At 39.6% G+C, this 23100-nt stretch carries 25 protein-coding genes; 24 read left to right on the forward strand and 1 reads right to left on the reverse strand.

Annotation, left to right across the window (positions count from 1 at the left end):
* Positions 1–95: 95 nt before the first annotated feature.
* The 3 genes from NO352_RS06370 to NO352_RS06380 all read left to right on the forward strand — a co-directional run bounded on the left by NO352_RS06370 (position 96) and on the right by NO352_RS06380 (position 3446).
* Entirely contained in the window at positions 96–518 is a 423-nt protein-coding gene (locus NO352_RS06370; RefSeq protein WP_289355094.1) for a hypothetical protein, read from the forward strand.
* Positions 519–930: 412 nt separating this feature from the next.
* Positions 931–2121 (forward strand): amino acid deaminase/aldolase, encoded by a 1191-nt coding sequence (locus tag NO352_RS06375; protein ID WP_289355095.1) that lies wholly within the window; start codon positions 931–933, stop codon positions 2119–2121.
* Positions 2109–3446, forward strand: a complete 1338-nt coding sequence (locus NO352_RS06380; RefSeq protein ID WP_268599267.1) for a D-arabinono-1,4-lactone oxidase — start codon at positions 2109–2111, stop codon at positions 3444–3446. Before NO352_RS06375 ends, NO352_RS06380 begins: the two co-directional genes overlap by 13 nt.
* A gap of 131 nt (positions 3447–3577) precedes the next feature.
* Here the strand turns inward: NO352_RS06380 and NO352_RS06385 are convergent, their stop codons facing one another.
* Positions 3578–4009 carry an acetamidase/formamidase family protein gene (locus tag NO352_RS06385; protein WP_268622444.1) on the reverse strand — a complete coding sequence of 144 codons (432 nt, stop codon included), beginning with the start codon at positions 4007–4009 and terminating at the stop codon, positions 3578–3580.
* Between the two features lie 323 nt (positions 4010–4332).
* Here NO352_RS06385 and NO352_RS06390 point away from each other — a divergent pair, with 323 nt between their 5' ends.
* From NO352_RS06390 to NO352_RS06490, 21 genes are all read left to right on the forward strand, one after another.
* Positions 4333–5190: an alpha/beta hydrolase gene (locus NO352_RS06390; RefSeq protein WP_268599265.1), complete on the forward strand. Its 858-nt coding sequence runs from the start codon at positions 4333–4335 to the stop codon at positions 5188–5190.
* Positions 5191–5203: 13 nt separating this feature from the next.
* Positions 5204–5704 carry a hypothetical protein gene (locus NO352_RS06395; protein WP_268599264.1) on the forward strand — a complete coding sequence of 167 codons (501 nt, stop codon included), beginning with the start codon at positions 5204–5206 and terminating at the stop codon, positions 5702–5704.
* Positions 5705–5925: 221 nt separating this feature from the next.
* Positions 5926–6597, forward strand: coding sequence for an HAD family hydrolase (locus NO352_RS06400; RefSeq protein WP_268599263.1), 672 nt, complete (start codon positions 5926–5928; stop codon positions 6595–6597).
* A 67-nt stretch (positions 6598–6664) separates the two neighbouring features.
* The gene (locus NO352_RS06405) at positions 6665–7417 is read left to right on the forward strand and encodes a class I SAM-dependent methyltransferase (RefSeq protein WP_289355096.1); all 753 of its coding nucleotides are present in this window, start codon (positions 6665–6667) and stop codon (positions 7415–7417) included.
* An 85-nt stretch (positions 7418–7502) separates the two neighbouring features.
* The gene (locus NO352_RS06410) at positions 7503–8057 is read left to right on the forward strand and encodes a hypothetical protein (RefSeq protein ID WP_171419042.1); all 555 of its coding nucleotides are present in this window, start codon (positions 7503–7505) and stop codon (positions 8055–8057) included.
* Positions 8058–8355: 298 nt separating this feature from the next.
* A complete protein-coding gene (locus tag NO352_RS06415; protein ID WP_268599260.1) occupies positions 8356–8829 on the forward strand; it encodes a hypothetical protein in 474 nt (157 codons plus the stop codon).
* 71 nt (positions 8830–8900) lie between these two features.
* Positions 8901–9767 carry an alpha/beta hydrolase gene (locus tag NO352_RS06420; RefSeq protein WP_289355097.1) on the forward strand — a complete coding sequence of 289 codons (867 nt, stop codon included), beginning with the start codon at positions 8901–8903 and terminating at the stop codon, positions 9765–9767.
* Positions 9768–9791: 24 nt separating this feature from the next.
* Positions 9792–10139 (forward strand): hypothetical protein, encoded by a 348-nt coding sequence (locus NO352_RS06425; RefSeq protein WP_268599258.1) that lies wholly within the window; start codon positions 9792–9794, stop codon positions 10137–10139.
* Positions 10140–10704: 565 nt separating this feature from the next.
* Positions 10705–12987, forward strand: coding sequence for an ATP-dependent DNA helicase (locus NO352_RS06430; RefSeq protein WP_289355181.1), 2283 nt, complete (start codon positions 10705–10707; stop codon positions 12985–12987).
* A gap of 244 nt (positions 12988–13231) precedes the next feature.
* Entirely contained in the window at positions 13232–13738 is a 507-nt protein-coding gene (locus tag NO352_RS06435; protein ID WP_289355098.1) for an NUDIX hydrolase, read from the forward strand.
* Positions 13739–13836: 98 nt separating this feature from the next.
* Positions 13837–14505 (forward strand): HAD hydrolase-like protein, encoded by a 669-nt coding sequence (locus tag NO352_RS06440; protein ID WP_289355099.1) that lies wholly within the window; start codon positions 13837–13839, stop codon positions 14503–14505.
* A 1033-nt stretch (positions 14506–15538) separates the two neighbouring features.
* Positions 15539–15742 (forward strand): zinc ribbon domain-containing protein, encoded by a 204-nt coding sequence (locus tag NO352_RS06445; protein WP_021260544.1) that lies wholly within the window; start codon positions 15539–15541, stop codon positions 15740–15742.
* A gap of 219 nt (positions 15743–15961) precedes the next feature.
* Positions 15962–16816, forward strand: a complete 855-nt coding sequence (locus tag NO352_RS06450; protein WP_289355101.1) for an MBL fold metallo-hydrolase — start codon at positions 15962–15964, stop codon at positions 16814–16816.
* Positions 16817–17146: 330 nt separating this feature from the next.
* Positions 17147–17242, forward strand: coding sequence for a competence inhibitor ComI (comI, locus tag NO352_RS06455; protein WP_021255831.1), 96 nt, complete (start codon positions 17147–17149; stop codon positions 17240–17242).
* Between the two features lie 531 nt (positions 17243–17773).
* Positions 17774–18442: a restriction endonuclease gene (locus tag NO352_RS06460; protein ID WP_289355103.1), complete on the forward strand. Its 669-nt coding sequence runs from the start codon at positions 17774–17776 to the stop codon at positions 18440–18442.
* Positions 18443–18758: 316 nt separating this feature from the next.
* Complete coding sequence (locus tag NO352_RS06465) at positions 18759–19583, forward strand: hypothetical protein (protein ID WP_289355104.1); 825 nt, start codon at positions 18759–18761, stop codon at positions 19581–19583.
* A 541-nt stretch (positions 19584–20124) separates the two neighbouring features.
* A complete protein-coding gene (locus tag NO352_RS06470) occupies positions 20125–20784 on the forward strand; it encodes a hypothetical protein (protein WP_289355105.1) in 660 nt (219 codons plus the stop codon).
* Positions 20785–20848: 64 nt separating this feature from the next.
* Positions 20849–21058, forward strand: coding sequence for a hypothetical protein (locus NO352_RS06475; protein ID WP_289355106.1), 210 nt, complete (start codon positions 20849–20851; stop codon positions 21056–21058).
* Between the two features lie 268 nt (positions 21059–21326).
* Positions 21327–21542: a transposase gene (locus NO352_RS25050; protein WP_353961228.1), complete on the forward strand. Its 216-nt coding sequence runs from the start codon at positions 21327–21329 to the stop codon at positions 21540–21542.
* Positions 21505–21702 (forward strand): transposase, encoded by a 198-nt coding sequence (locus tag NO352_RS06485; protein WP_289355108.1) that lies wholly within the window; start codon positions 21505–21507, stop codon positions 21700–21702. Before NO352_RS25050 ends, NO352_RS06485 begins: the two co-directional genes overlap by 38 nt.
* A 34-nt stretch (positions 21703–21736) precedes the next feature.
* A complete protein-coding gene (locus tag NO352_RS06490) occupies positions 21737–22969 on the forward strand; it encodes a helix-turn-helix domain-containing protein (protein WP_289355109.1) in 1233 nt (410 codons plus the stop codon).
* Positions 22970–23100 lie beyond the last annotated feature (131 nt).

Below are 23100 nucleotides of genomic sequence, written 5' to 3' on the forward strand. Positions count from 1 at the left end.
GTTTATATGAAATGGAGGGGGATACGATTAAGCTCTCATTAACTAGTATAAAAGCGATCATTATTCTCATTTTTCTATTAGGGGTAACATATCTCTTGTTTGTTGATTTGAACAATGTCACAAGTGAGATTCAAATAAAACAAATTGCAAGTACTGAGATGTCCAAAGCGGTATATACAAAAGAAGGAACTGGTGCATTTATCAATTGGGTAGATATTAAATTAAGGCAAGACGAAGTTGAAAATATTGCAAACTGGATTAATTCCGTACCAGATTCAGAAATTATAGAATTGAACCAAATACCTTCAAATACAAGCATTAGTTCAGGGATTGTATTTAGATTAAAGACCAATAAAGAAATACGAATTCAATATGATCTTGAAAAGATATATATAACAAGAACAGATCTAAAAAAAAGCCAAGTTGTTTATTCAATCAATCAAGGAGAATTAAAAAATTTTTTTGATACTCAGCTTAAGGGCTTTTATTTTGGAGAAGACAAAGTAAGGGATTTCTGAAAGAATACTGGTAAGTCCTTCCAGATCATATAACACTGTATTCACGGTGTAGGACTATTAGATGTATAATCATGGAAGGATACCAGACAACAGACGACCCAGCCCTAAGATAAGAGCTATCTAAGGCTGGGTCGTTTCGTGAATACAATAACGATATAAGAAGAAGCCGTAAAATCTAGAAACAACAATTTCAAAGGACCTTAAAAAGGATAAGAAACCAAATCAGTATTCATTTCAAAACTTCCATAATCAATTGCTTATCGAAATTAATAGAATGTACACAAGATATTTAACGCTCTGATGTAAGATCGTTTGTAGAAATAACACCTAAGAAAAATGGGCTATCTCTCAATTGTTAGAATACTAATAATACAAGAAATCGTTATCTTCCAGACAAAGGAGGTCGAGTTAAGTGCGTGATTATCGTTACTATAAAGAAGTCTGCACGGGGCTTACGATGCCCTTTGCCTTCATTGATCTGGATCTGTTGCAGCAGAATATTCAGAGCGTTCTTCATCGGGCAAATGGAAAAAAAGTCCGCATTGCGAGCAAATCGATCCGCTCTGTTGATGTGCTTCGGCGCATTTTGCTGGCAAATGCGCAGTTTCAAGGGATCATGTGTTTCACGGTGCCCGAAGCACTCTATCTCGCGCAGCAAGGATTCACCGACTTGCTGCTAGGCTACCCTGCGACGGATGCACGTCTGCTCGAGTCCGTCGCCATGTATCAGCGTGAAGGGTGCAGCATCACGCTGATGGTCGACTGCGAGACGCATGTCGAGCAGGCGGAAGCGGCAGCCGCCAAATATGGTGTGAGGCTGCCGCTCTGTGTGGATATCGATATGTCGATCGATGTCCCTGGGCTGCATTTCGGCGTATGGCGCTCGCCTATACGCTCTAAAGCTGCGGCGCTCGGCCTCATCGAGCGCATCGCGCAGTCGAAGCACGTCGTGCTCGACGGGCTCATGGGCTACGAAGCGCAGGTCGCAGGCTTAGGCGACCGCGTTCCTGGACAGGCGCTGAAGAACGCGGTCGTGCGGCTGCTCAAGCGCCGCTCAATCCGTGAAGCCGCTGCCCGGCGGGCCGAACTGGTCGCGGCGATCGAGCGCCTGGGTATTCCTCCGCTGCGGTTCGTGAATGCAGGCGGCACGGGCAGCCTGCATACAAGCAGCATGGAGCCGGCTGTCACCGAGGTTACAGCCGGCTCGGGGTTCTATTCGCCCGGTCTGTTCGACCACTACCGTGACTTTACCTTGCTGCCCGCCGCAGGGTTTGCGATCGAGATCGTGCGTCAGCCGCGCGGCGATCTCTACACTTGCTTAGGCGGCGGATACACGGCTTCGGGCGCTGCAGGCAGCGACAAACTGCCGAGTCCATACCTGCCGCAAGGTACGGCACTTCTTACGATGGAAGGGGCGGGCGAGGTCCAGACGCCGATCCGCTATAACGGGCTAGAGGAGCTGAAACTCGGCGATCCAATCTTCATGCGTCATAGCAAAGCAGGAGAGCTATGTGAGCGATTCGCACATCTCTACTACATTTCGAATGGCAGTATCGTGGGCAAGACAACGACATATCGGGGGGACGGACTATGCTTTCTGTAAATTTGAAGGAGCGCAATACGAAAGTATGGCATAATTGGTCAGGACTCGTACGCGCATTGCCGAGAAGCATTGTATATCCGGTCAGCATAGAAGAGGTGGTCGGGATTGTTAAGGCATGTGCCGCCGAAGGGCGGAAGCTGCGTGTCGTCGGATCCGGACATTCATTTACTCGAATCGTACAGACCGATGATGTATTAGTCTCCTTGGATCAATTGCAGGGTGTGATTGCTGTTGATTCGGAGAAGGGGATTGCCGAGGTGTGGGGTGGAACGAAGTTGGATCGTCTCGGGAAAGAATTGCATGCCTATGGGGTCGCGCAAGAGAATCTGGGCGATATTAATGCGCAATCCATTGCAGGAGCGATCAGTACAGGAACACATGGGACAGGGGAGCGGCTCGGGAGCCTCGCAACGCAAGCGGTAGGTTTGACGGTAGTGACAGCGGCGGGGGAAATCCTCGAATGTTCAGCCCAGCAGGATGAAGAACTTTTTCAGGCGATGCAGGTGTCACTTGGGATGTTCGGGATTATCGTGAAGGTAAAGCTTCGTGTTGTACCTTCGTACGCTCTCCGCTATACAAGCAGCAAAATGCCATTCTCCCAATGTCTTGAACAGCTCGATCTTTTTAAAAAGGAAAACCGTCATTTCGAATTTTATTGGTTCCCTTATACGGATATCGCTCAAGTAAAACTGACCAATAAGACAGATGAGGTTCCCGGAACGCCGAGCCGCTGGAGTTACTGGAAAGTTATGCTGATGGAGAATGCACTATTCTGGTTATTGTCGGAGTGCTGCCGTTTCATTCCGCGCCTTTGTAAGCCAATAAGCCGCTTATCAGCAACAGCCGTACCGGATGTGGAGGAAGTGGGGTACAGTCACCGTATTTTCGCGACGCCGCGGCTCGTTCGATTTAATGAAATGGAGTACAGCGTCCCGGCAGACCGCATGCGAACTGTACTTGAGGAAATACGCGATGCAGTAGATCAGAACCAATTTGCTGTTCATTTTCCAATCGAATGCCGTTATGTCCAGAGAGATGATATATGGCTCAGTCCGGCGAATGGACGTAATTCTGGCTATATCGCTGTACATATGTACCGTGGGATGGAGTATGCCGACTATTTTGCCAAAGTAGAGGAGATCTGTAGACGGAATGGCGGGAGGCCGCACTGGGGCAAGATGCACACGATGCGCGCGGAGCAGCTACGTACGGTATATCCGAAGTGGGATGCATTTCTTCGCCTTCGTCAAGAGCTTGACCCTGCGGGCATATTCTTGAACCCTTACTTAGCGGAAATGCTGCAACAGAGCGAGCAGGTGAACTAGCTAACGGTGTAACGTAACGAGTCCTTGATGATTCGGGACAGATAAATCCTGAACCCGGTAAGGACACTGAAGTCTTCAATCGTATCAACGTCCATGTTCGATACGAGAAACGATATGATTGCCTGGCTATGTCAGAGCAAAATGGCGATCGATCCCGGTTCTATACGGTAGAGCGATCGCCATTCCAGATAAACAGTTCTTTTATAGCATGGACAACACGGCTTTTGGAACTTTACAAACGACGCTGTAGGCGGGGTTGAATATATTGGCCACCTCGTATTCCACAGACTGACCCAGGAGCAGGCTTGCTTCTGAGCGGTCAGGCCGTAGTCTTTCGTCAGCATAGCCAGCATTTCCGTCGTTGCATGCTGCATCGTTTGTTCAAGCGGCCTAGCGTTGCCGATGCAAAACCAGTGCGTGTCCGATTCGCCTCGCGGCCAACCGATCGTTTTCCCCTTAAATACCTGAACAGTGAAACGGACATCGAGCGATATTTCTATACCGGTGCCTACAATTTCCCCGCAGCCTTGAACGGCATGCCCGTCCCCAAGATGGAAGAGCACCCCCTCCGCAAACACCGGAAAATAGACGGTAACACCGGCTACAAGGCTTTAGGCCAGCCGTCGTGAATACAGAAAGGGATGCAAATATAAAAATGTATTCAAAAATACCATATAGGAACACTTGTACGCAGATGTGATGAAAGGTAAAATATAACTACATCTTTTGATAAGAAAAATGAGTATAAAGAATTTGATCGAAATGAATATGAAGTACATACCATTGCATCATTTCACTACCTAGACGCTATTTTACTAACGGTCAGCGAAGTTTTTTATTTGAAAAAGTTATTTTGCATTTATTTATCAAAAGGGAGTGGAGGGAAATGAAAACCCAATCAAGTATAGAATATGACCGTTCATTGCCATTAGGTTTTAAGGAACTTTCATCTATTAGGAAAGATGAGCATACGATCAAAGATGTTTCTTACTTAAGTCCGCATGGTGGAAAAGTACCCGCCTATTTAGTTGTTCCAAATGGAGAAGGGCCTTTTCCAGCAGTTATTTTTTTGCATCCAGGCCAAGGCAACAAGACAACGTTTTTATCCGAAGCAGAGAAACTAGCCTTGAGAGGTATAATCTCTCTTTTAATTGATGCACCTTCCAAGAGAAATCCCCTCCCACAAGAGCAATCCGAAGAACAGAAACTAGCACTGATAATAGAAGAGGTAGTCGATGTTGAGAAATACATTCAGACAGTAGTAGATCTCCGAAGAGGTATTGATTTACTTTCTACTTTCGAAAATGTTGACTCCAACCGTCTTATGTATGTTGGACATAGTTTGGGGGCTACATGGGGAGGGGTGCTTGCCGGAGTTGAAGAACGTCTTAAGGCATATGTTCTGATGGCTGGCTTATCTAGTGTTTCCGAGTGGCATAAAACAAGTGATCATCCATTTGCGGCCTTTATTCGTCATCATTTAACTAGTGAACGGTTTGATAAATTTATATCTGCAGTAGAGTCTTTAGATGCTATTCATTACATTAAAAATGCTTCTCAAGCATCTCTATATTTCCAATTTGCTAAAGATGATTTTTTTGTATCAAGAAATCAAGCGGAGGGGTACTATCATGCTGCAAGTTTGCCGAAAAAAATTGCTTGGTACGAAACGGACCATTTATTCACCAATTGCGATGCTGCATATCAAGAACGAATGCAATGGATTATTCGGGAGTTAAGCTAATGGGGAGGATTTTATGAAGGTGTGGAAAAAGAATCCAGATCCAAATAATAAATACGGAGCTACGTTTACATTAGGTGAAAGCGATACAGATTTGCCTGAAACTGCAATTATCTCAGTAACTCGTGGAGAGAAATTTGATCTTATCAGAATAATAATAAATGGTATTGTAAATGAATTTGTAAAAAAACAACTCACCAAGAATGAAAACCTAATATATGCGAAACTCTCAGGGCAACTGCAGGGGGGAATTGGTCAAACGGTTACAATTTGGAGAGATAGGGAATCAATGAATCGATTTAGAACAAATGGAGCACATAAATTTGCAAAGAGATTTTTTTCTTGGGTTTTCTATGGCGGAAAAGTAGAAGCTTATTTTTTATCTTGGAGAATAAAAGAGGTGCCAACTGAAATAGAAATCGAAAAAACAATAACGGAACACGGTAGATACTTTGTAGGAGGAAAACTTGTTAGACAATCAAAACAACCTAACAGTACATCAGAAGGGAAAGTGTAGGTAGTCACATGAAGTCAGGATCTTCACCTAACCCCATATCTACGCTGCGGACTGCGTCCTCGGTTCGCAAGATGTGTTAACGGAGAAGCTGAATCAGCTCACAACCCTGCGAGGCTAAGTCCACTGGATCCGGTCGCGTCGGACCTTAAGCATCTCAGGTTCGTAGATACAAGAACGCTATCGGAAAGCTGTGCAAATCATTGTTTAGAGCGAGGTATCCTATGAAGCATCAATTAAAAGGCATTGTATTTGATATGGATAATACGATTTTACGATCAAGAATTGACTTTCAAGCCATGAAGAATGAAACCTATCAATTTCTCGTATCGAAAGAGATCCTACCTGATGGATACAGTCTTGATTACCATACAACATCAACTATTATTGAAGAAGCAGTACAGACGAATCGAATGACTGAAGAATTGCTAAATGAAATGTGGGATATCGCTAAGAAGCATGAAGTGTATGGAATGCAGGGGGCAGACCTGGAGCCTGGTGCGGTGGAGGTTCTTAGTGAACTCAAAGGCAGATATCACATTGCAATTGTAACGAATAATTCTGTTGAAGCTGCAGAAATCGCATTAAGAGATAATGATATTATGGAATACTTTGATTTCATTATTGGCAGGGAGGTAATGAAAGCATTGAAGCCTTCACCTGATGGATATTTGCGAGTGTTGGATGAGTTTAAGCACTCAGCGAATGAATGGCTCTCTGTAGGCGATTCATGGATAGATGGGAAGGCATCAATAAGCGCAGGAATACGGTTCATCGCTTATCGATCAGATAAAGAAAAGTTGAAGCAGATGAACGTGTATCCGACTGCAGAACTGTCCAATCTCTTGGAATTGATAAGTCTGATTGAGCAATTCGAAGAAGGTTCAGCCATCTGATAACACCATGTGACAACAATAGTAAACGATTGAAGTAAGATAATTTATATTACGTGGAGGTAATCACATGAACAAAACGGATAATAGCAATATACATCGCACGAACAAGAGTTATTGGGACGAGAATGGCAACGATTTTTTAGAAGCGATTGTACTGCCTTATTACGGTTGTAATACGTTAACAGAACATGAATTGAACTTATTTGGTGATGTAGCAGGCAAAAAACTTTTAGATATTGGTTGCGGCAATGGCGAATCCCTTACATATCATGGTAATAACAAGGCCGCCGAGCTTTGGGGCATAGATATTTCTAAAAACCAGATTGAGAAGGCAGCGAAATGCCTTTCAGAAAATGGTTATGCAGCAAAGCTGATTTGTGGGGCAATGGAGGACGAACACGGACTGCCAACAGATTACTTTGATTATATTTACTCTATTTATGCAATTGGATGGACAACGGATTTACAGGGTACATTTGATAGGGTTGCATCCTATTTAAAAAAGGATGGCGTGTTTATATTTAGCTGGTCGCACCATATTCATATGTGCGTGGCATTTGAAGAAGGTAAAGCCGTTTTTAAAAATAGCTATTTTGATGAAACATGGTCTGAGCGGGATCTTGATGGGAAAAATATCTTACTTTGCTCCCGGAAAATATCAACTTACGTAAACGCCTTGGCGAAGGCAGGTTTTATAATTGAGCAAATGATTGAGCAGACAAACGACGAAACTTTGCAATCAACCGGCGAACTTAGCGATTGGACTAAAAAATCGCAAATGGTTCCGTTAACAGCTATTTTTAAAGCGAGGAAGCTGTAGTCAAATACCAGATAATAAGCATAACAACGGCAAATTTGTTTCTTAGTTATGTGAAATACGACAAATGAAAAACAAGGAGCAAATAATGAAGAAAATGCTTGTCTTTATTCTTTTATGTATGACTTTAACTGCTTGTAGTTCAAAAGATGAAAAGTTATCAATGGAACAACTTGAACAGGAACAAATTCCAAAAGTTGATTTAGAAAAAGCTCTTGAAGATATTATTCAACCTGTATCCATTCAGGAATTTTTAGTTCTCTATGATAGATATTTAGAGAAAAGTATAAATAGTCACATGATGGCTATTAATGGCCAAATGGATTTTGAAAGATATAAGTACAATAATAGTATTTCGATAAAGAAAATTTCGACATTGCTCTCATTTTTGTCTAAAGATAGTATTGAAAATTACTCAAATGAATTTATGTTGGAAGCAACTCATTTAGTTAATTCGGGCGTTATCTTGTTTACTGATATAAATTTATTACAGGAATATAATGATCAGAAAATAAAGGAATTCACAAATAAAATTAAAGGAAACCGTAATGAATTATTAATACTATCAAAAAAATATGACGCAGGTATAAGTGAAGATAGCAATATAGACGTACAATTAATTTTTAACAATAATGGCTTCTGATTGTTCTGCGAAGTGCCGAACTTCACATACACTATATTCGACTTCGGGCCATTCGGCCCTCGGCCCGGCGAGAGATTTCGGAGAAGTGCCGGCATCCAATAACACCGTATTCACGCTGCGGGACTACCGCCCTTTGGTTGTCAGATGTATAATCAAAGAAAACATAGCAGACAACAAACGACCCAGCCTAAGATAAGAGCTATCAAAGGCTGGGTCGTTTTGTAATTACAACAACGTTATAAGAAATCCCCGCAAAAACGTTAAGTGCATCTCAAACCGTATCGAGGAGTGCATGAAAATGAAGAGTAAATTAATTCTTATTGTTCTTTTCATCTGTGTTACTGGATGTATGAATAAAAATGATATGCAACTGTTTCAAACAAAGGAAAAAGCAATAAGCAATTTTGTTGAAGAACAGGCTATAAAAAAAGGAGCCATTATTGAGATTGTTTTAAGTAATCATGAAACAGTATTGCTTATCGAACAAAGAAGTAACGTATATTACTTGGCGGAGGTAACTAAAACAAAGGAGCAGTACGCATCAAGTAAATTATCCGCGGGGGTATCTATAGGAAATGCAACGGGAGCAATGTGGGAGTTTACAACTCATAATGGAAATGAATATACAATCAAAATAACCAAAGAAAAAGAAGATTATGATTCTATTTTTAACGAGGATACTGGAGTGTTTATAACAATAATTCAAGGGAATCGAGATTATAAAGATCGAAATTTAAAGAATATTATAAAGGGATTTAGAAGAATTCAATGAAACTTCGAAAGAAAAGTTGAAGCAGATGAACGTTAACTGGAATGCGGTAAGATCAAAAGGGGGAATAAGTCTTGAAAGATACTAGGGTCTACAAAGAAGTAAATAATTGCTCTATATGTGCTGATATATATTATCAGGGTAGTAATTCTCCAGTGATCTTGTATATTCATGGAGGAGCGCTAATTTTTGGGGCAAGATCATGGTTATCCTCAGATCAAATTGAATTTTTCAGACAATCTGGCTTTAGTATAGTCAATATTGATTATCGACTTGCTCCTGAAACTGGATTTGAGGAGATTATAGAAGACATCAAAGACGCAATGAATTGGGTAAGAACGAAAACAATCGAATGGTATGATTTCGATGTACATAATATTGCAGTTATGGGCAGTTCAGCTGGTGGCTATCTTAGCTTGTTAATTGGGACAATGGATATTAGACCTAAAGTGATCGTTTCATTTTATGGTTATGGAGATATTCTGGGGGGATGGCTTTCTAAACCGAGTGAACATTACTGTCAGAGACCAATTATAAATAGGGAAAGAGCCTGTCAGCATGTCAGGGATAGTGAAATTACTAATGGTCAATGGGAACGATTTGATTATTATTTATATTGCCGACAGCAGGGTTCCTGGTTAAAAGAGGTGACGGGAATCAATAATGAACATGATTATACGAGGTTAATTCAATATAACCCAATCCATAATATAACGATAGATTTTCCCCCAACATTATTTCTTCATGGTGATCAAGATACAGATGTACCCTACGAACAATCAGTTTTAATGTACAAGAAGTTAAAGGAAAAGGGAGTAGCTACAAAGTTAATAACTATAGAAGGGGCGGATCATGTTTTCGATCAGAGCTTTTGTGACCCACAAGTTCAAATCGCTTTTGAAAAGGTGATCGTCTTTTTAAGAACACATCTTTGTAAGTAATTCACAAAAGTAGGAGATGTTATTTTGTTCAAACAACACAATCAAATGAATATAGGCCGTATTTGGATGACTATGTATTTTGTTGTGTTGATATTAGGATGCAATCATTTATATGGATACTCATTATTGGATAGTTTCTTGGACTTAATTGGGATTGGAAGTTGGACTAAGGTGGGAGAGTGGGGGTGGCATATAACATCATTCATAACAATTCCTATTTTATTACTCAGCATGATTCAAACGTCTCGCTGTATGAGGGCGAGATATCCCAGTATATTTTTAATTTTATTTATTTCATTATTGATTTGGAGTGCGGTGTACCCTAAATTAACTGAAGGTATAGTCAGTGTAGGTGAATTAATTTTAAAATAACCGAGGTTAAATGACTCGAGGAAATTTTATCCTGTTTCGGAGCAGGCAATAATTCCGGATAATCTACGCTGCAGGCACTCTCTTTTGGTTCGCTAGAAGTGTAAAGCAGAGGCGGATTCATTTCACACCCCTGCGAGGCTAAGTCTCCGTCGGATCTAACGTATGCAGGGTTTAAGCCTCTTAAGTTCGTAGATACAAGAACATTATCTGCACCGATGGATATTCTCTTTAACGTGCTGTCGTGACAGCATGGTAAATGCCCTGGTAAGATTAGCGAAAAAAAGAACAGCAAGTGCCCCTGATCAGACCGTTTCTACGGAATAATTATCAACGTCGATACATAACTAGGATAGATTATTAATAAAAATTGAATTTCCGATTAATGAGTTGACAGCGTCCCTGCGTTCATCATGATTGCGGAGGCGCTGTTGTTTTTGTGAAGAAAGGATATGGTGAAAAAGGGTCTGCAAAAAAAACATTTCATTTCGATAAAAGTAAGGGAATTCGCAGTTTTATGATATACTATGGAACAAATGTTCTATATCGAAAGTCAGCGGGTGAAGCGATGAAGGATCAAGTGAAAATCGCTGTGAGACCTTTGGTGGAGTACGTGTACCGCAGCGGGGATTTGGAGAGCGGGTTCAGGACGGGAACGGCCCTGACGGAGGGGACTAAGGCGCATCAACAGGTGCAGCGAACTTACGGTGAGGCGGATCAGAAAGAAGTATATTTATCGGCAGAGATTCCTTGTGGAGATCTGCTGTTTGTTATAGACGGGCGCTGCGATGGATTGTTGGTAGAAGAAGACGGTTCCATCGTCATCGATGAGATTAAGTCGACTTCTGGCGACATCCCGCAGACGCTGGAGGATACCTATCCGGTTCATTGGGCTCAAGCTAAATGCTATGCCTATATGTACGCCAGAGAGCATGGAGCTGCTCAAATGAAAATCCAATTGACCTACGTACAAGTCGTAACAGGTGAACAACGGCGGTTCCAGCAAGAGGCGGTTTTGGCTGATTTGGAGTTGTTTGTACGGGATGTGGTGGAGAGTTACGCTCCTTATGCACGGATGCTTCGCGCTCACCGGATTTCACGGGACAGAAGTATTAGCGGGTTGAAATTCCCTTTCGCCTCATATCGGGCGGGTCAGCGTAAATTAGCAGGAGCGGTCTATAAAGTGATTGAAGAGGGAGTAAACTTATTTGCCAAAGCTCCCACAGGGATCGGAAAGACGATCTCGACAACGTTTCCCGCCGTAAAGGCAATGGGGACGGGACAGCTTGAGCAGATGTTCTATTTGACCGCCAAGACGACTACCCGTACCGCAGCAGAGGAGACGTTCGCCCTGATGCAGACGCAAGGATTGCAGATGCATACCGTAACCATCACGGCCAAGGAGAAAATTTGTTTTCAGGATCAGGTGAGCTGCCGCAAGGAAGATTGTCCATTCGCGGACGGCTACTATGATCGGATTAATGAGGCGGTACTTGATATATTGACTAACGAGTTGCTTATCAGCCGGCAAATCATTGAACAATACGCACGCAAGCACCGGGTTTGTCCGTTTGAATTTTCGCTTGATCTCGCTTATACGGCGGATGCGGTAATCTGCGACTATAATTATATTTTCGACCCTAGAATTTCGTTGAAAAGAATGTTCGCCGAGCGGAAGAGCCGGACGGCGTTGCTGATTGACGAGGCGCATAATCTGGTGGATCGGGCGCGAGAGATGTATTCAGCTACATTGAATAAAGGGGATTTCCTCAGCTTGCAGCGGGAATATAAGGAGCTTAACACCGAGGTGCACAAGGCGGCTAAGGCAGTGAACGCCTTCTTTATACTACTGCGCAAAGAATCGGACGGAAACGCACAAATAACGCAGGAGGTTCCTGTACAACTGGTTGAACGAGCCGAGGCATTTATCCTCGCGGCAGAAGAGGCGCTTGGCTCCCGTCAGGATACAGCGCAGTCGCAGTTGTTGCTGCAGGTTTATTTTGCGGCTCAGAATTTCGTGAGAATCAGCAAGCTGTACGATGAAAGATATATAACCTATGCCGAGATTTCTTCCAGAGAAGTATCCATGAAGATGTTCTGTCTCGATCCTTCTCATCTGCTGCGGGAAATGGGTAAGGGCTTCCGCTCGCATATTTTCTTCTCGGCTACCCTTACGCCGATTTCCTATTATCGGGACATGTTGGGGGCAAGTCCAGAGCAGGATTATACATTATCGCTGCCGTCACCTTTCTTCCGCGAGCAGCTCGCGGTTCGGATCGAGCCGTTGTCGACGCGTTATCACGATCGCGAGGGAAGCAAGCTTGGGCTGGTAAGCGTACTGGGGCAGATGGTTACCGAACCCGGAAACTATTTATTCTTCTTTCCTTCTTATGCTTATATGAATCTCGTCTATGAAGCCTTTGCTGCTGCTCATGCAGAAGATGCAAACTTGCGGCTGTTGCTGCAGCGGGGGGATATGACGGAGGAGGAGCGGGAGAGTTTCCTGTCAGCCTTTGATGCTGGAAATGAAGGGACATTGATTGGTTTTGCGGTTATGGGTGGAGTATTCTCCGAAGGGATCGATCTAGTGGGAGACCGCTTGACCGGCGTTGCCATCGTTGGTGTAGGGCTGCCGCAGATTGGCTTGGAGCGAGATATCATCCGCGACTACTTCGACGCGCAGGGCAAGAACGGATTTGACTATGCCTACGTATATCCGGGTATGAACAAGGTGCTGCAGGCCGGCGGGCGGCTAATCCGTACAGAGACGGATCAGGGACAATTACTGCTGATCGATGACCGTTATCTGCACCCGCATTATGCGGCATTGCTGCCGGATGAGTGGAAGTGAGCGGTATTCCGTATTCGTCAGCTTAATAGAAAAACATCTAACTGGTGGAAGAAGCTAGGCAAAGGCTTTCAGAGGAAGATTCCGCCCTTTTTGAGCAAATATAGGTTTGACCAGTGAATCCGATTCGTGGTTACAAATTACGTGAATTTGTTGTAAAATTGAACCAATTTAATAAGGCTTAGTTATCTTTCTAAGTAAGGAAGGAGAGAAGAAATTCTCTCTTTCTTTTTTGGAATACAAATTATTGGAAGGGACTGATTATATGTTCTTTGTTAACTCCAGAGCGATAATTGAAAGAAATTTTAATAATGAAAGACAAATTGTAATTCAGACAAGAAATAAACCCCACGAACCATTAAAGATCGAATTACCTGGAGGACGCATTGAACCATATGAATCATTAACGCAAGCATTGAGAAGAGAAGTAAGGGAAGAGACCGGACTGGAAGTAACAGAAATTGAGGGAGAAGACACAAGAATTGATACGACCGGAATAGATCCAGAATTTGAAGTCGAATGTATGAAACCCTTTGGAGCATATCAAACAATAAGAGGGCCAATTGATTCAGTAGGGTACTACTTTAGATGTAAAGCTGAAGGAGAGATAGTACAGAGCGGGGATGAAACGACAGATATTAAATGGATCTCTATAAAGGAGCTATCAGATTTAATCAATAGCAACCCATTACAATTTTCAAATGTTGATCGAGCCGGGATTATTTATTATTTAAAGCAACTTGAAAGATCTTGAATGGGTAGATCGAAGAAGGCACATCTCATCAGTTAAAATCAGAGGGCATCGTGGGAAATATATTTTGTTGTAGGGGACAAGAAAAGGAGCAGAATTCAATGATTCAATCATTCATCTTCGATATGGATGGCACACTTTTTCAAACCGATAAGATCTTAGAAAGTTCACTCGAAGATACCTTTAATCATTTGAAGTCACGAAATAAATGGGATAAAGAAACTCCTATAGATAAGTATCGTGAAATTATGGGTGCACCACTACCCAAAGTATGGGAAACTTTATTACCCAATCATTCTATAGAAGTTAGAGAACAAATGGATGCGTATTTTTTAGAGAGATTAATTGAGAATATAAAAAGTGGAAAAGGGGATTTATATCCGAATGTAAAGGAGGTTTTCAGCTTTTTAAAAGAGAATAATTGCTCCATTTACATAGCAAGTAATGGCTTAACAGAGTATTTAGCTGCGATTGTTAAGTTTTATGATTTGGATAACTGGGTTACTGAAACATGTAGCATCCAGCAAATCGAATCGTTGAATAAATCAGATTTGGTGAAGACCATTATAGATAAGTATGGTATTACTCATGGTGCAGTAGTAGGGGATCGAATTTCGGATATAAATGCAGCTAAGGATAATGGTTTGGTTGCAATCGGATGTAATTTTGATTTTGCACAAGAAGATGAACTTGCTAAGGCTGATGTAGTTATAGAAGACTTAAATGAACTAAAATCGATTTTATTTCAGTTAAAGAGTAACGGGAAATAGTGTAGGGACAATATAAAAAAAATTAAAGGAGTAATACTATTTCCATCTTATTTTTCCATCGAAATGACGTTTCCTTATAAAGCCTTAAATAATACATTTGTAAGAGAATTTTATTCAATATTATTTAATACATTTCCTTATAAATCAGGTTATTGGAATAGCGAAAATAACACTTTAGAAGAAATCACCACGTGGAATCAAAAACATCTCGAAAACAAGTTTATTCTTGGCTGCGATGAGCACGTCAATAACATCTATAAGCAAATTCTATTATTGAGTAACTCACATAGCGAGATACGACATTTTTGGAGATATAGAAAGAATGAGATCCATAGCTCACTAATTATCCCGGAAATTGATGTATTAGTGGAAGAAGATAAATGGAGGTTTAAAGCTGAGAGCTTTGAACAAATCAAAGACCTATGTAAACACATATGGGAAATAAGTTCAGTCTACACTTTACAGTCATGTTTTGGAACTTGATGGTGGACCGATCGATACAAATATTATAAAAAAAGGAGAGCCACCTTCTATAAACCCAATAAGTATTATTAATCAGGAGATGTTTGAAAAAATAAAAAGGTTAAAGGAAACACTAGAAATAACTAAGATAGGAAGACAAGGGATAATGATAGTAGATAAAGAACTCATTGAATAATTGTGATTGCATTCGAAAAAGATTTGGTTTTACATAACACCGTACCACTAAACGAAATATTGGAAGACGCTCAGCCAAATGCTATCTGATTTTTATTAGAAAAACAGATTGCGATACAGTCTCGGTGGGTGACCAAGTAAGCATATCCCTAACTAGGCAATTGACCAATCCTATCTAGCTCAAGCGATGGCGAAAGTGATCAAAAAATAAGAAACTACGCTAACATGACACTATAGCAAAATAAATTACTAAGACGCGACTGCTGATTTTCCACATTTGGAACCTATTGAAAATAAACTCATTCTGTTTTTTTCGCAACCTTATATGCTTTGGAAACGTAGGAAGAAACATAACATGTTGGGGAGTGACAGATATATGAGTGAAAAGGGATGCATCAAATGCGGAAGCAGAGACGCAAGGACGAAAGAAGTAGCAATGACCGGCACAGGGCTATCCAAAATGTTCGATATCCAGCACAATCAATTTATAGTCGTGTACTGTGCAAATTGCGGGTATTCCGAATTTTACAATAAAAAATCTTCGGCTGGCTCGAATGTTCTTGATTTCTTTTTCGGTTGATAAGGTAAGGCAAAAACATCTTGTTGAGCAGACTATCGCAGCCTACTCATTTTAGTGAGCTTAAGTACAGTTTAGTTATAATTGTTTACTACCTTCTAAATCATTTGTGTGATGCTATAATTGTAAAATATAAGAAAATAGTAGGGAGTAGGTAACTAATGAAAAATTGTGATGAAGAAACTCGCGAGAAACGAAAGCTCTTACAAGAGGGGATATTGTATGCTAAATAAATTAAGTGATTCCGTTTATTATTTATCTAACCAAAACGAGAAAGAAAGACCTACATTAGGGTTGGTTTGTGGAGACAAATATAGTCTAGTCATCGATGCAGGAAATTCTGTTCAACATGCTAGAGATTTTTTGAGTGAAATCGAAAACGTAAACGTACCTCCAGTTAAGTACCTGGTGATCACACATGCACACTGGGATCATTTTTTGGGGATGAATGAGTTTCATGCAACGATCATTGTGAATAGCCTTACCAATCAATTATTGAATACGTGGCGAGGCTATTCTTTTGACGATCACTCTCTTCAAGAATATGTAGATGCTAAAAAGATGACTTCGCAGTGTGTGGAGATTATCAAGAATGAAGTGCCAAATCGGGATGTATTCAAGTTAAATACTTCGGATATTGTTTTTGATGGATCTCTCGTTCTTGACTTAGGTAATAAGAGTTGTGTTATTGAGAGAATTAGAAGCACACATACAGATGATTCTACCATTGTTTATGTTCCCGATGAAAAAGCAATTTTCCTTGGAGATAGTATTTATGGTACAACCAAAAATTCTTTATTTCACTATAAAAAGTCTCATTTAGAGCCAATGATAGAAGATATTCAGAAATTTGACGCGACTCATTTCATAGTTGGTCATGAATCGATTTGCGATATCGAAGAAATGGATTTGTTCTGGAAAGAGCTAAGATCGGCCAGTAAAGCCACAAATTCAAATTCATTAGAGGAATCATTAGAGACTTTTGAAAATGAAAATAAAAGGAAGCCTATTGGAGATGAACTATTCTTCATTAAAGCGTTTGTAAATGATCAGATATTACATTCAGAAGAGCGTTAATTTGAAGTGATTGTATGATGCCGCAGAGTTCCTATAACTAAGTATTCACGCTGGGGGCTTTCGCCCCTTGGTTGCCAGATGTATAATAATGGATGAAGGTTAGACAACAGACGAGCCAGCCTAAGATAAGAGCTATCTAAGGCTGGTTTGTGTCGTAAAATACGTATGGGAACGTTATTTGGAAGGTATGCGAATTGTATTAAAACCATGTTCAAACTGTAAGTTCAAAATCAATATAAGAACACTTGTACGCGGATGTGGAAAAAGGTAAAATATAACTAAAATTGAATCTTGGGTGGGCGTGGTTTCCCTTCGAAAGGAGGTGAAGCCATGGAAGTAAAAGACGCAATAACGATCATGCTCCTCTTTGGAACATTCATTCTTGCTCTTTTAACATACATTAATCATAACAACAAGAGAAAGTAAAAACCCACCCCAAGGTTGGACGCCAGAGGTGGGTTTCCATTCATGAATGACTAAGAAGGGATTACCCATCCAAGCCAATTGTATGGACCAAGTGTTAGCGCACTTGGTCTTTATTACATATATAGTACCATATCAGAAAAAATGTATCAAAGGATTGAAAAAATGTTGAAACAAAAAAGACGTAGTCATTCACAATCGAAAAAATCTCGAAGATGGCATCCCCCATCAGCTAACACCGTATCTACGCTACGGGCATTGCCATTGGTTCGTGAGAAGTGGAAAGCGGATCAGCTCACAACACTTTGAGGCTAAGTCCGTCGGATCGGGCGCGTTCACACCCTAAGCCTCTCATTCGTATATACAAAAAACGTTATGAAAAATTCTATCCAAAGACTATACCTTATAAACCAAAAAAATATTATACAGTAAATTGAATTGGTTTTTGGGAATCAAGCATGATATGAAATTTAACCTTAATATAACACTATTTTTATCTATTCCAGATCTTTTTGTTAAATAGGATGTGTGAAAATGGAGATAATTAATCCCTATCGTAAGTTTGTTGCAAGTATTTCTGCTACTGAATTTGAAAAGTATTGTTTGGAAATTTTGAATGCGTACGCTGAGGATGAAGCACTTAAAGATTTCTCCATACTTCATAACCAAAAGATTCAAACCAATGATGGAGAGTACCAAATTGACATTATTGCTGAATTTGTGGCACTATCTGTTGGCTTTAAAGTTGTTGTAGAGTGCAAGCGTTATACGCGACCAGTGGAACGTGAGAAATTTGTGGTTTTAGCAGGCAAGGTACGGAGCTTAGGTGCACACAAAGGAATATTAATTTCTACATCTGGTTTTCAAAGTGGAGCAACAGAATATGCAAGACAACATGGAATTGCTTTAATACAAATATTTGATAAGTTTGTTATGCATATTCAAGCCTCTAGTAATCCCAAAATGGATAAAATGCATATGGAGTTTATTAATCAGTCTCCTAAATTTTACGCTTACCAATGGAACACAAGGCTAAATGATTTTCCTGATAAACAAATATATCCCTCAGAAACTATGCTGTCAGAAATTAAAAAGAAGGTGTTTAAACAATATTATAAAGATGACGAATATGAAAAATTCGTATTCAGAACAAAAAATGCCAGTTTAGAATTGAGAGAGAAAGAAGGGGACGTTGCTTACTGATTTTAGTAGTATTTTCAGTTGATATTAAATTTTATATTCCACATAAACCAATCATAATAAATGTTATTTATTTAATTTCAATATTTGCACTGTTTAATAAAGGTTTTGTTAATCATAAATCGTCATATTTCAGATAACGCCCATTGGTTCGCAAGAGGAATCTTAAAGTAGTAATTCAGCAGTCAATCCTGCATGGCAAAGTGGCGAGACCACTCGGTCTTTATGCTCCTTAAACCTTTCGGGTTCGTAAATGCATCAACATTTTTCTGAAACCGCAATAAGTCATTATTCTATTAGAAAGTGATGCGATTTATTTATGAAGAAATATTTTATTAAGCATGCTTGGTGGCTTTCATTTGTTAGTTCATTTTTTTTATTAGTTGCACATACATTCTCACTTCCAAATTTTAAAATTGATAACATTACAATTATATTTTTAGCAATCATGATGTTAAGCCCCTACATATCTAATCTTAAGAGAATAAAGGTTGGAGATTTTGAAGCAGAAATTCATCCTAAAGAAGTCGAGAAGGTTAAGGATGAAATAAACAAAAGTATGCATGACGATGCAATTGACTTTGAAATTGAACCTTCCATTGAATTGCTTAATACAATAGAAAGTATTGAAGACTTGGCTGAACATGACCATATATTAGCTCTCGCTAAAGTTAGAATTGAGTTAGAAAAACTAGTTAACAAATTGTATGGGTTTTCGAACCCAGGAACTTCTAAACTTCCATTAGGGAGATTAATTTACGAGTTATCTTCTCAAGGGGTTTTACCCGAAAAGATATTAAGTCCTCTAAAAGAAGTAATTTCTTTGTGTAACCGTGCAATACATTCAGAAGAAGTGAGAAAACCAGACGCAATTTCTATTATAGATATGGGAACTTGGTTGATGAGAGTTTTAAGTATATTCATACAAGATTACTCTATGGAACCTTCTGAAGTTATTGAAATATCAGAAGACGAGCTAAATCAATTTGAACAAGCGAAATTCAAAGTTGTTACTATAGTTCCAATAATTGATAACCCTATAAAAAATATATATTTTGTTTCACAAGAGGGATTAGATCGATTATTAGAAGGATATGATGAATACGCAGAATTCGTTGTTGAAATTAGTAAAGTGAATACCTGATGCCTTCGAGTTCATAGATACAAGTGCGTGAAATAAGTACTAGTAAAAAAATAAACACTTAAAACCTTATGTTCAAGCATCTATGTTTCACTCATATTTCTAACTTAATAGAGGGAATATAAGATGAGTTTAGCTAATTATGGGTTCGAGACATGTATATATATTCATACGGTGTACTTTAACTGATCCTGATTCAAAACCGAAGTTGGCTATATTCACCCACCTTGGCCATTGTTTGTAATTGAGCTTCGGAGAATGGGTTTGAAAAAATCAAGCTTATAATATTCAAAGGGCTTTCAGAAGTATTGGTTGAAATAATTAATAGCGTAAGGAACAATTTCAACTTGATTGTTAGTTCTATGTTACTTCTTAAAGCAGCAATTACACCTAACAAAGTATCACGCTGCAGGGCTAACACCCATTATTCCTCCGATGTTTGGAATATGTTGCAGCCGATAAACGAGCCGGTTTAAGATAGGAGCTATTCTAAGGCCGGCTCTCGTCGTGAATACAAGAAATGATCTAAAAGGAAGAGGAGAAAATGATAAAGAATTTTAAGCAAACAAAAGAATCTCTTTTAAAGAAAATTGACTCTGTAGTGTTTTATTTGGATACATTCTCATCAAGCTATAAAGAAATTTTAGAAAGTCAAATGGAGAGCTTAATAAGTTTATCTAATGAAATTGTACCTAAATGTGAAACAGTTGCATTCAAAATCAATGCTAATACCGAATTTGTACAATTTATTATAGATAAGGGGGAAGATATTAATGAGTACGAAGAAATGATAGTGGAAGATTCAAATAATACAATCACCTCTTTTTCCCACTTGGAATATAAAATTCGTAACTCAATCAATGAAGTCAAGAGCTTTATGGAACCACAGGAAGCTTTGCCAATATACCAAATACAAAGTGCATCTACTTTTGTGTATATATTTTCGATATATGAGAGTTTTCTGAAAGGAGATAGTGACGAGTCGATATTCAATACTATTAATAGTTATAAAAACAATAGGTTGGATGAGACGAAATGGGGAATATGGGCAAATAAAGCCCATAAGTTTAGAATTTTGAGAAATGACATAGTACATCTTGATGTTAGTATTAAGGTAACAAGAAGAGATATTAATGAACTAATCCGTAATATTGAAGAATTTATAGACCTTTATGGCTTTGTTGAAGATGAGACTGTAAAATAAATTGTGTAAACTCTTGAACCTACATCAAGCTATAGAGAAAAGTCGGTTTGAGAGGATGACGCAAATGGCACGTTTTAACAAAGAAGAGGTGAAGGCATTTGTCAAAGATGACAATCTTAAAATAATGGATGATGTCCAGTCTTCGTTGAAAGAATTGTTCGCTGAGACGTTGCAGTCTATGTTAGAGGCTGAACACGACACAGAGTTTAGTTATGAGAAACATCACCGTCAAGAAAAAAAGACTCGTAACGGCTATAATGGAAAGACCAAGTAAACTGTAATTAGGTGAATATCGGGAACTAGACTAGACGTTCCGCGTGCTGCAACAGTGAGTTTGAGTCGTCAACTGTCAAAAAGGACCAGAAAAATATAGCCGGCATCGAAGACCAGTTCATTGCCATGTAGGCCAAGTTCGTCAGTACACGAGATATTCAGGATCATATGAACCACCTGTACGGTATTGACGTATCACCGACGATGATCCAATGTGACAAACAGATTTGCCGCTTATCAAGGAGTGGCAGAACCGTCCGTTGCAGGGCTTGTACGCAGTTGTATTTCTGGATGCAATCCACTTCAAAGTAAAGCAGGATGGCGCTATTGTGAACAAGGCTGCCTGCATGGTGCTGGCATCGACCTGGAGGTCAATAAGGATGTGCTCGGCATGTAGATTAGAGAAAATGAAGTTTTGGCTCAGTGTTCTGAACGATCTCAAAAACCGTGGCGTACAAGATATCCTCATCAACCTGCATCGATAACCTGACAGGCTTCTCTCAAGCGATTTCACCTTGTTATTCGAAAACGATCCAAAAATGCATCATTCACCAAATCCGCAATTCAACTCGTTATGTCTCCTATAAGGATCTGAAAAAAGTCACCGCAGATTTAAAGCCCATATTCAAAGCGAGTATTTCTTAGAATTGTAAGCGTGCTTATGAAGGAAGGTGATGGTTTGAGTAAAGAAGATAGGCTAATCGGTGAGTTAATTTACGATTATCGGAAGAGTCGTAGATACACTTTACCGCATTTATCTACTTTATCAGGTATTCCTAAAGGAACGATATCGAAAATCGAAAGAGGGGAGACGAAGTACCCTGAATTGAATTCTATTCTCGCCTTAAGTTCTTCGCTATCCATTCCATATTCAGATGTGGTTGGTCATTACATCGTAACGGAGAGGCGTAAGAAGGTGCTGCAACGTCTGCTACTGGAAGCTATTCAGAGGGGCGAAAGCACAGTTATTGAAAAGATAGCAGCTAGGTTCCTGCAATCTGACAGTGAAGACAGCTATGATTTAGTTGAAGAACTGTACATAATGACAGAAGCTGTGACTGATAATACGATTAGACTCACATTATTTGCTCTAATCGCAAAGTATGCCAGAGAGCACGGAGTACAACCTTACGTTGCCAAAGCTTTTTTTCAAACCTACTTGATTGAGCGTAATGATTTTAGCAGGCTGGAGCAGACATTTCATACAGGAATATACCTGCTTAATTACATTGATTTTTTTCCAGAAGAGGAGAAAGCGCTTATCCATTTCAAATTAGGGTTTCATGCTTATGCGCTACAAATGCATGAGAAGAGCATTGAATTATTCTCTGCTGTTGTGGAAAAGTATAAGAGCGATCCACTTACGAGAGCTCGTGCTTTGCTTCTGACTAGCAATTCCTATTATTATTTGGGTAACTACTTTTTGACAGAGCATTACATGCACGAATGTAACATGTATTCGTTTAAAGAAATACAAGAAAACATTAAGCTTAATGAAGCTTGCATCCTTGGCAAGAAAGGACATACTAAGCAGGCCATATCACAACTCCTTATCTGTTTACAGCAATCCTCATCTGATCAAACCATCCATATCATTAACGAGCTTTTCGAATTATACCTTCATAATAAAGATCTAGTTTCAATTAACATGTTACTAAAGAAGTATGAATCTCAAATAATAAACACTGAATATAAGACGCCTTTTAAAAAATCTGAATTGGCTCTGTATTTTAAGTTAAAGGCAGGATATTACATACAGCTTAAAAAATATGAAGAAGCTATTGACTGCTTCATGCTGAGTATTTTGCATTATATAGGTGTAGATTCTCGTGTCAGGGCGAATGATTGTTTCAATTTAATATTATTTATATTACCCAAATGGGCACAACAACAAGTTGATGAGTCGACCTAGTAAGAGGAAGGGAAGTAATTTTTATTACTTATCCTACCTCTTATTTTTGTTTGTGGCGGAATATGTCGAAAAGGTTTTGTTAGAGGAAAAAAATAATGAATATAGGAAACCTGGTTTAAATTTACATTGAG

The organism is Paenibacillus sp. S-12, assembly GCF_030363895.1.
Taxonomy (GTDB): domain Bacteria; phylum Bacillota; class Bacilli; order Paenibacillales; family Paenibacillaceae; genus Paenibacillus_B; species Paenibacillus_B alvei.

Bases quoted from the DNA above. Each gene is read 5' to 3' on its own strand.
- NO352_RS06450 (WP_289355101.1), top strand. From the start codon at position 15,962: ATGCTAAATAAATTAAGTGATTCCGTTTATTATTTATCTAACCAAAAC.
- NO352_RS06395 (WP_268599264.1), top strand. From the start codon at position 5,204: ATGAAGGTGTGGAAAAAGAATCCAGATCCAAATAATAAATACGGAGCT.
- NO352_RS06410 (WP_171419042.1), top strand. From the start codon at position 7,503: ATGAAGAAAATGCTTGTCTTTATTCTTTTATGTATGACTTTAACTGCT.
- NO352_RS06460 (WP_289355103.1), top strand. From the start codon at position 17,774: ATGGAGATAATTAATCCCTATCGTAAGTTTGTTGCAAGTATTTCTGCT.
- NO352_RS06470 (WP_289355105.1), top strand. From the start codon at position 20,125: ATGATAAAGAATTTTAAGCAAACAAAAGAATCTCTTTTAAAGAAAATT.
- NO352_RS06390 (WP_268599265.1), top strand. From the start codon at position 4,333: ATGAAAACCCAATCAAGTATAGAATATGACCGTTCATTGCCATTAGGT.
- NO352_RS06475 (WP_289355106.1), top strand. From the start codon at position 20,849: ATGGCACGTTTTAACAAAGAAGAGGTGAAGGCATTTGTCAAAGATGAC.
- NO352_RS06415 (WP_268599260.1), top strand. From the start codon at position 8,356: ATGAAGAGTAAATTAATTCTTATTGTTCTTTTCATCTGTGTTACTGGA.
- NO352_RS06445 (WP_021260544.1), top strand. From the start codon at position 15,539: ATGAGTGAAAAGGGATGCATCAAATGCGGAAGCAGAGACGCAAGGACG.
- NO352_RS06380 (WP_268599267.1), top strand. From the start codon at position 2,109: ATGCTTTCTGTAAATTTGAAGGAGCGCAATACGAAAGTATGGCATAAT.
- NO352_RS06430 (WP_289355181.1), top strand. From the start codon at position 10,705: ATGAAGGATCAAGTGAAAATCGCTGTGAGACCTTTGGTGGAGTACGTG.
- NO352_RS06440 (WP_289355099.1), top strand. From the start codon at position 13,837: ATGATTCAATCATTCATCTTCGATATGGATGGCACACTTTTTCAAACC.
- NO352_RS06405 (WP_289355096.1), top strand. From the start codon at position 6,665: ATGAACAAAACGGATAATAGCAATATACATCGCACGAACAAGAGTTAT.
- NO352_RS06465 (WP_289355104.1), top strand. From the start codon at position 18,759: ATGAAGAAATATTTTATTAAGCATGCTTGGTGGCTTTCATTTGTTAGT.
- NO352_RS06400 (WP_268599263.1), top strand. From the start codon at position 5,926: ATGAAGCATCAATTAAAAGGCATTGTATTTGATATGGATAATACGATT.
- comI (WP_021255831.1), top strand. From the start codon at position 17,147: ATGGAAGTAAAAGACGCAATAACGATCATGCTCCTCTTTGGAACATTC.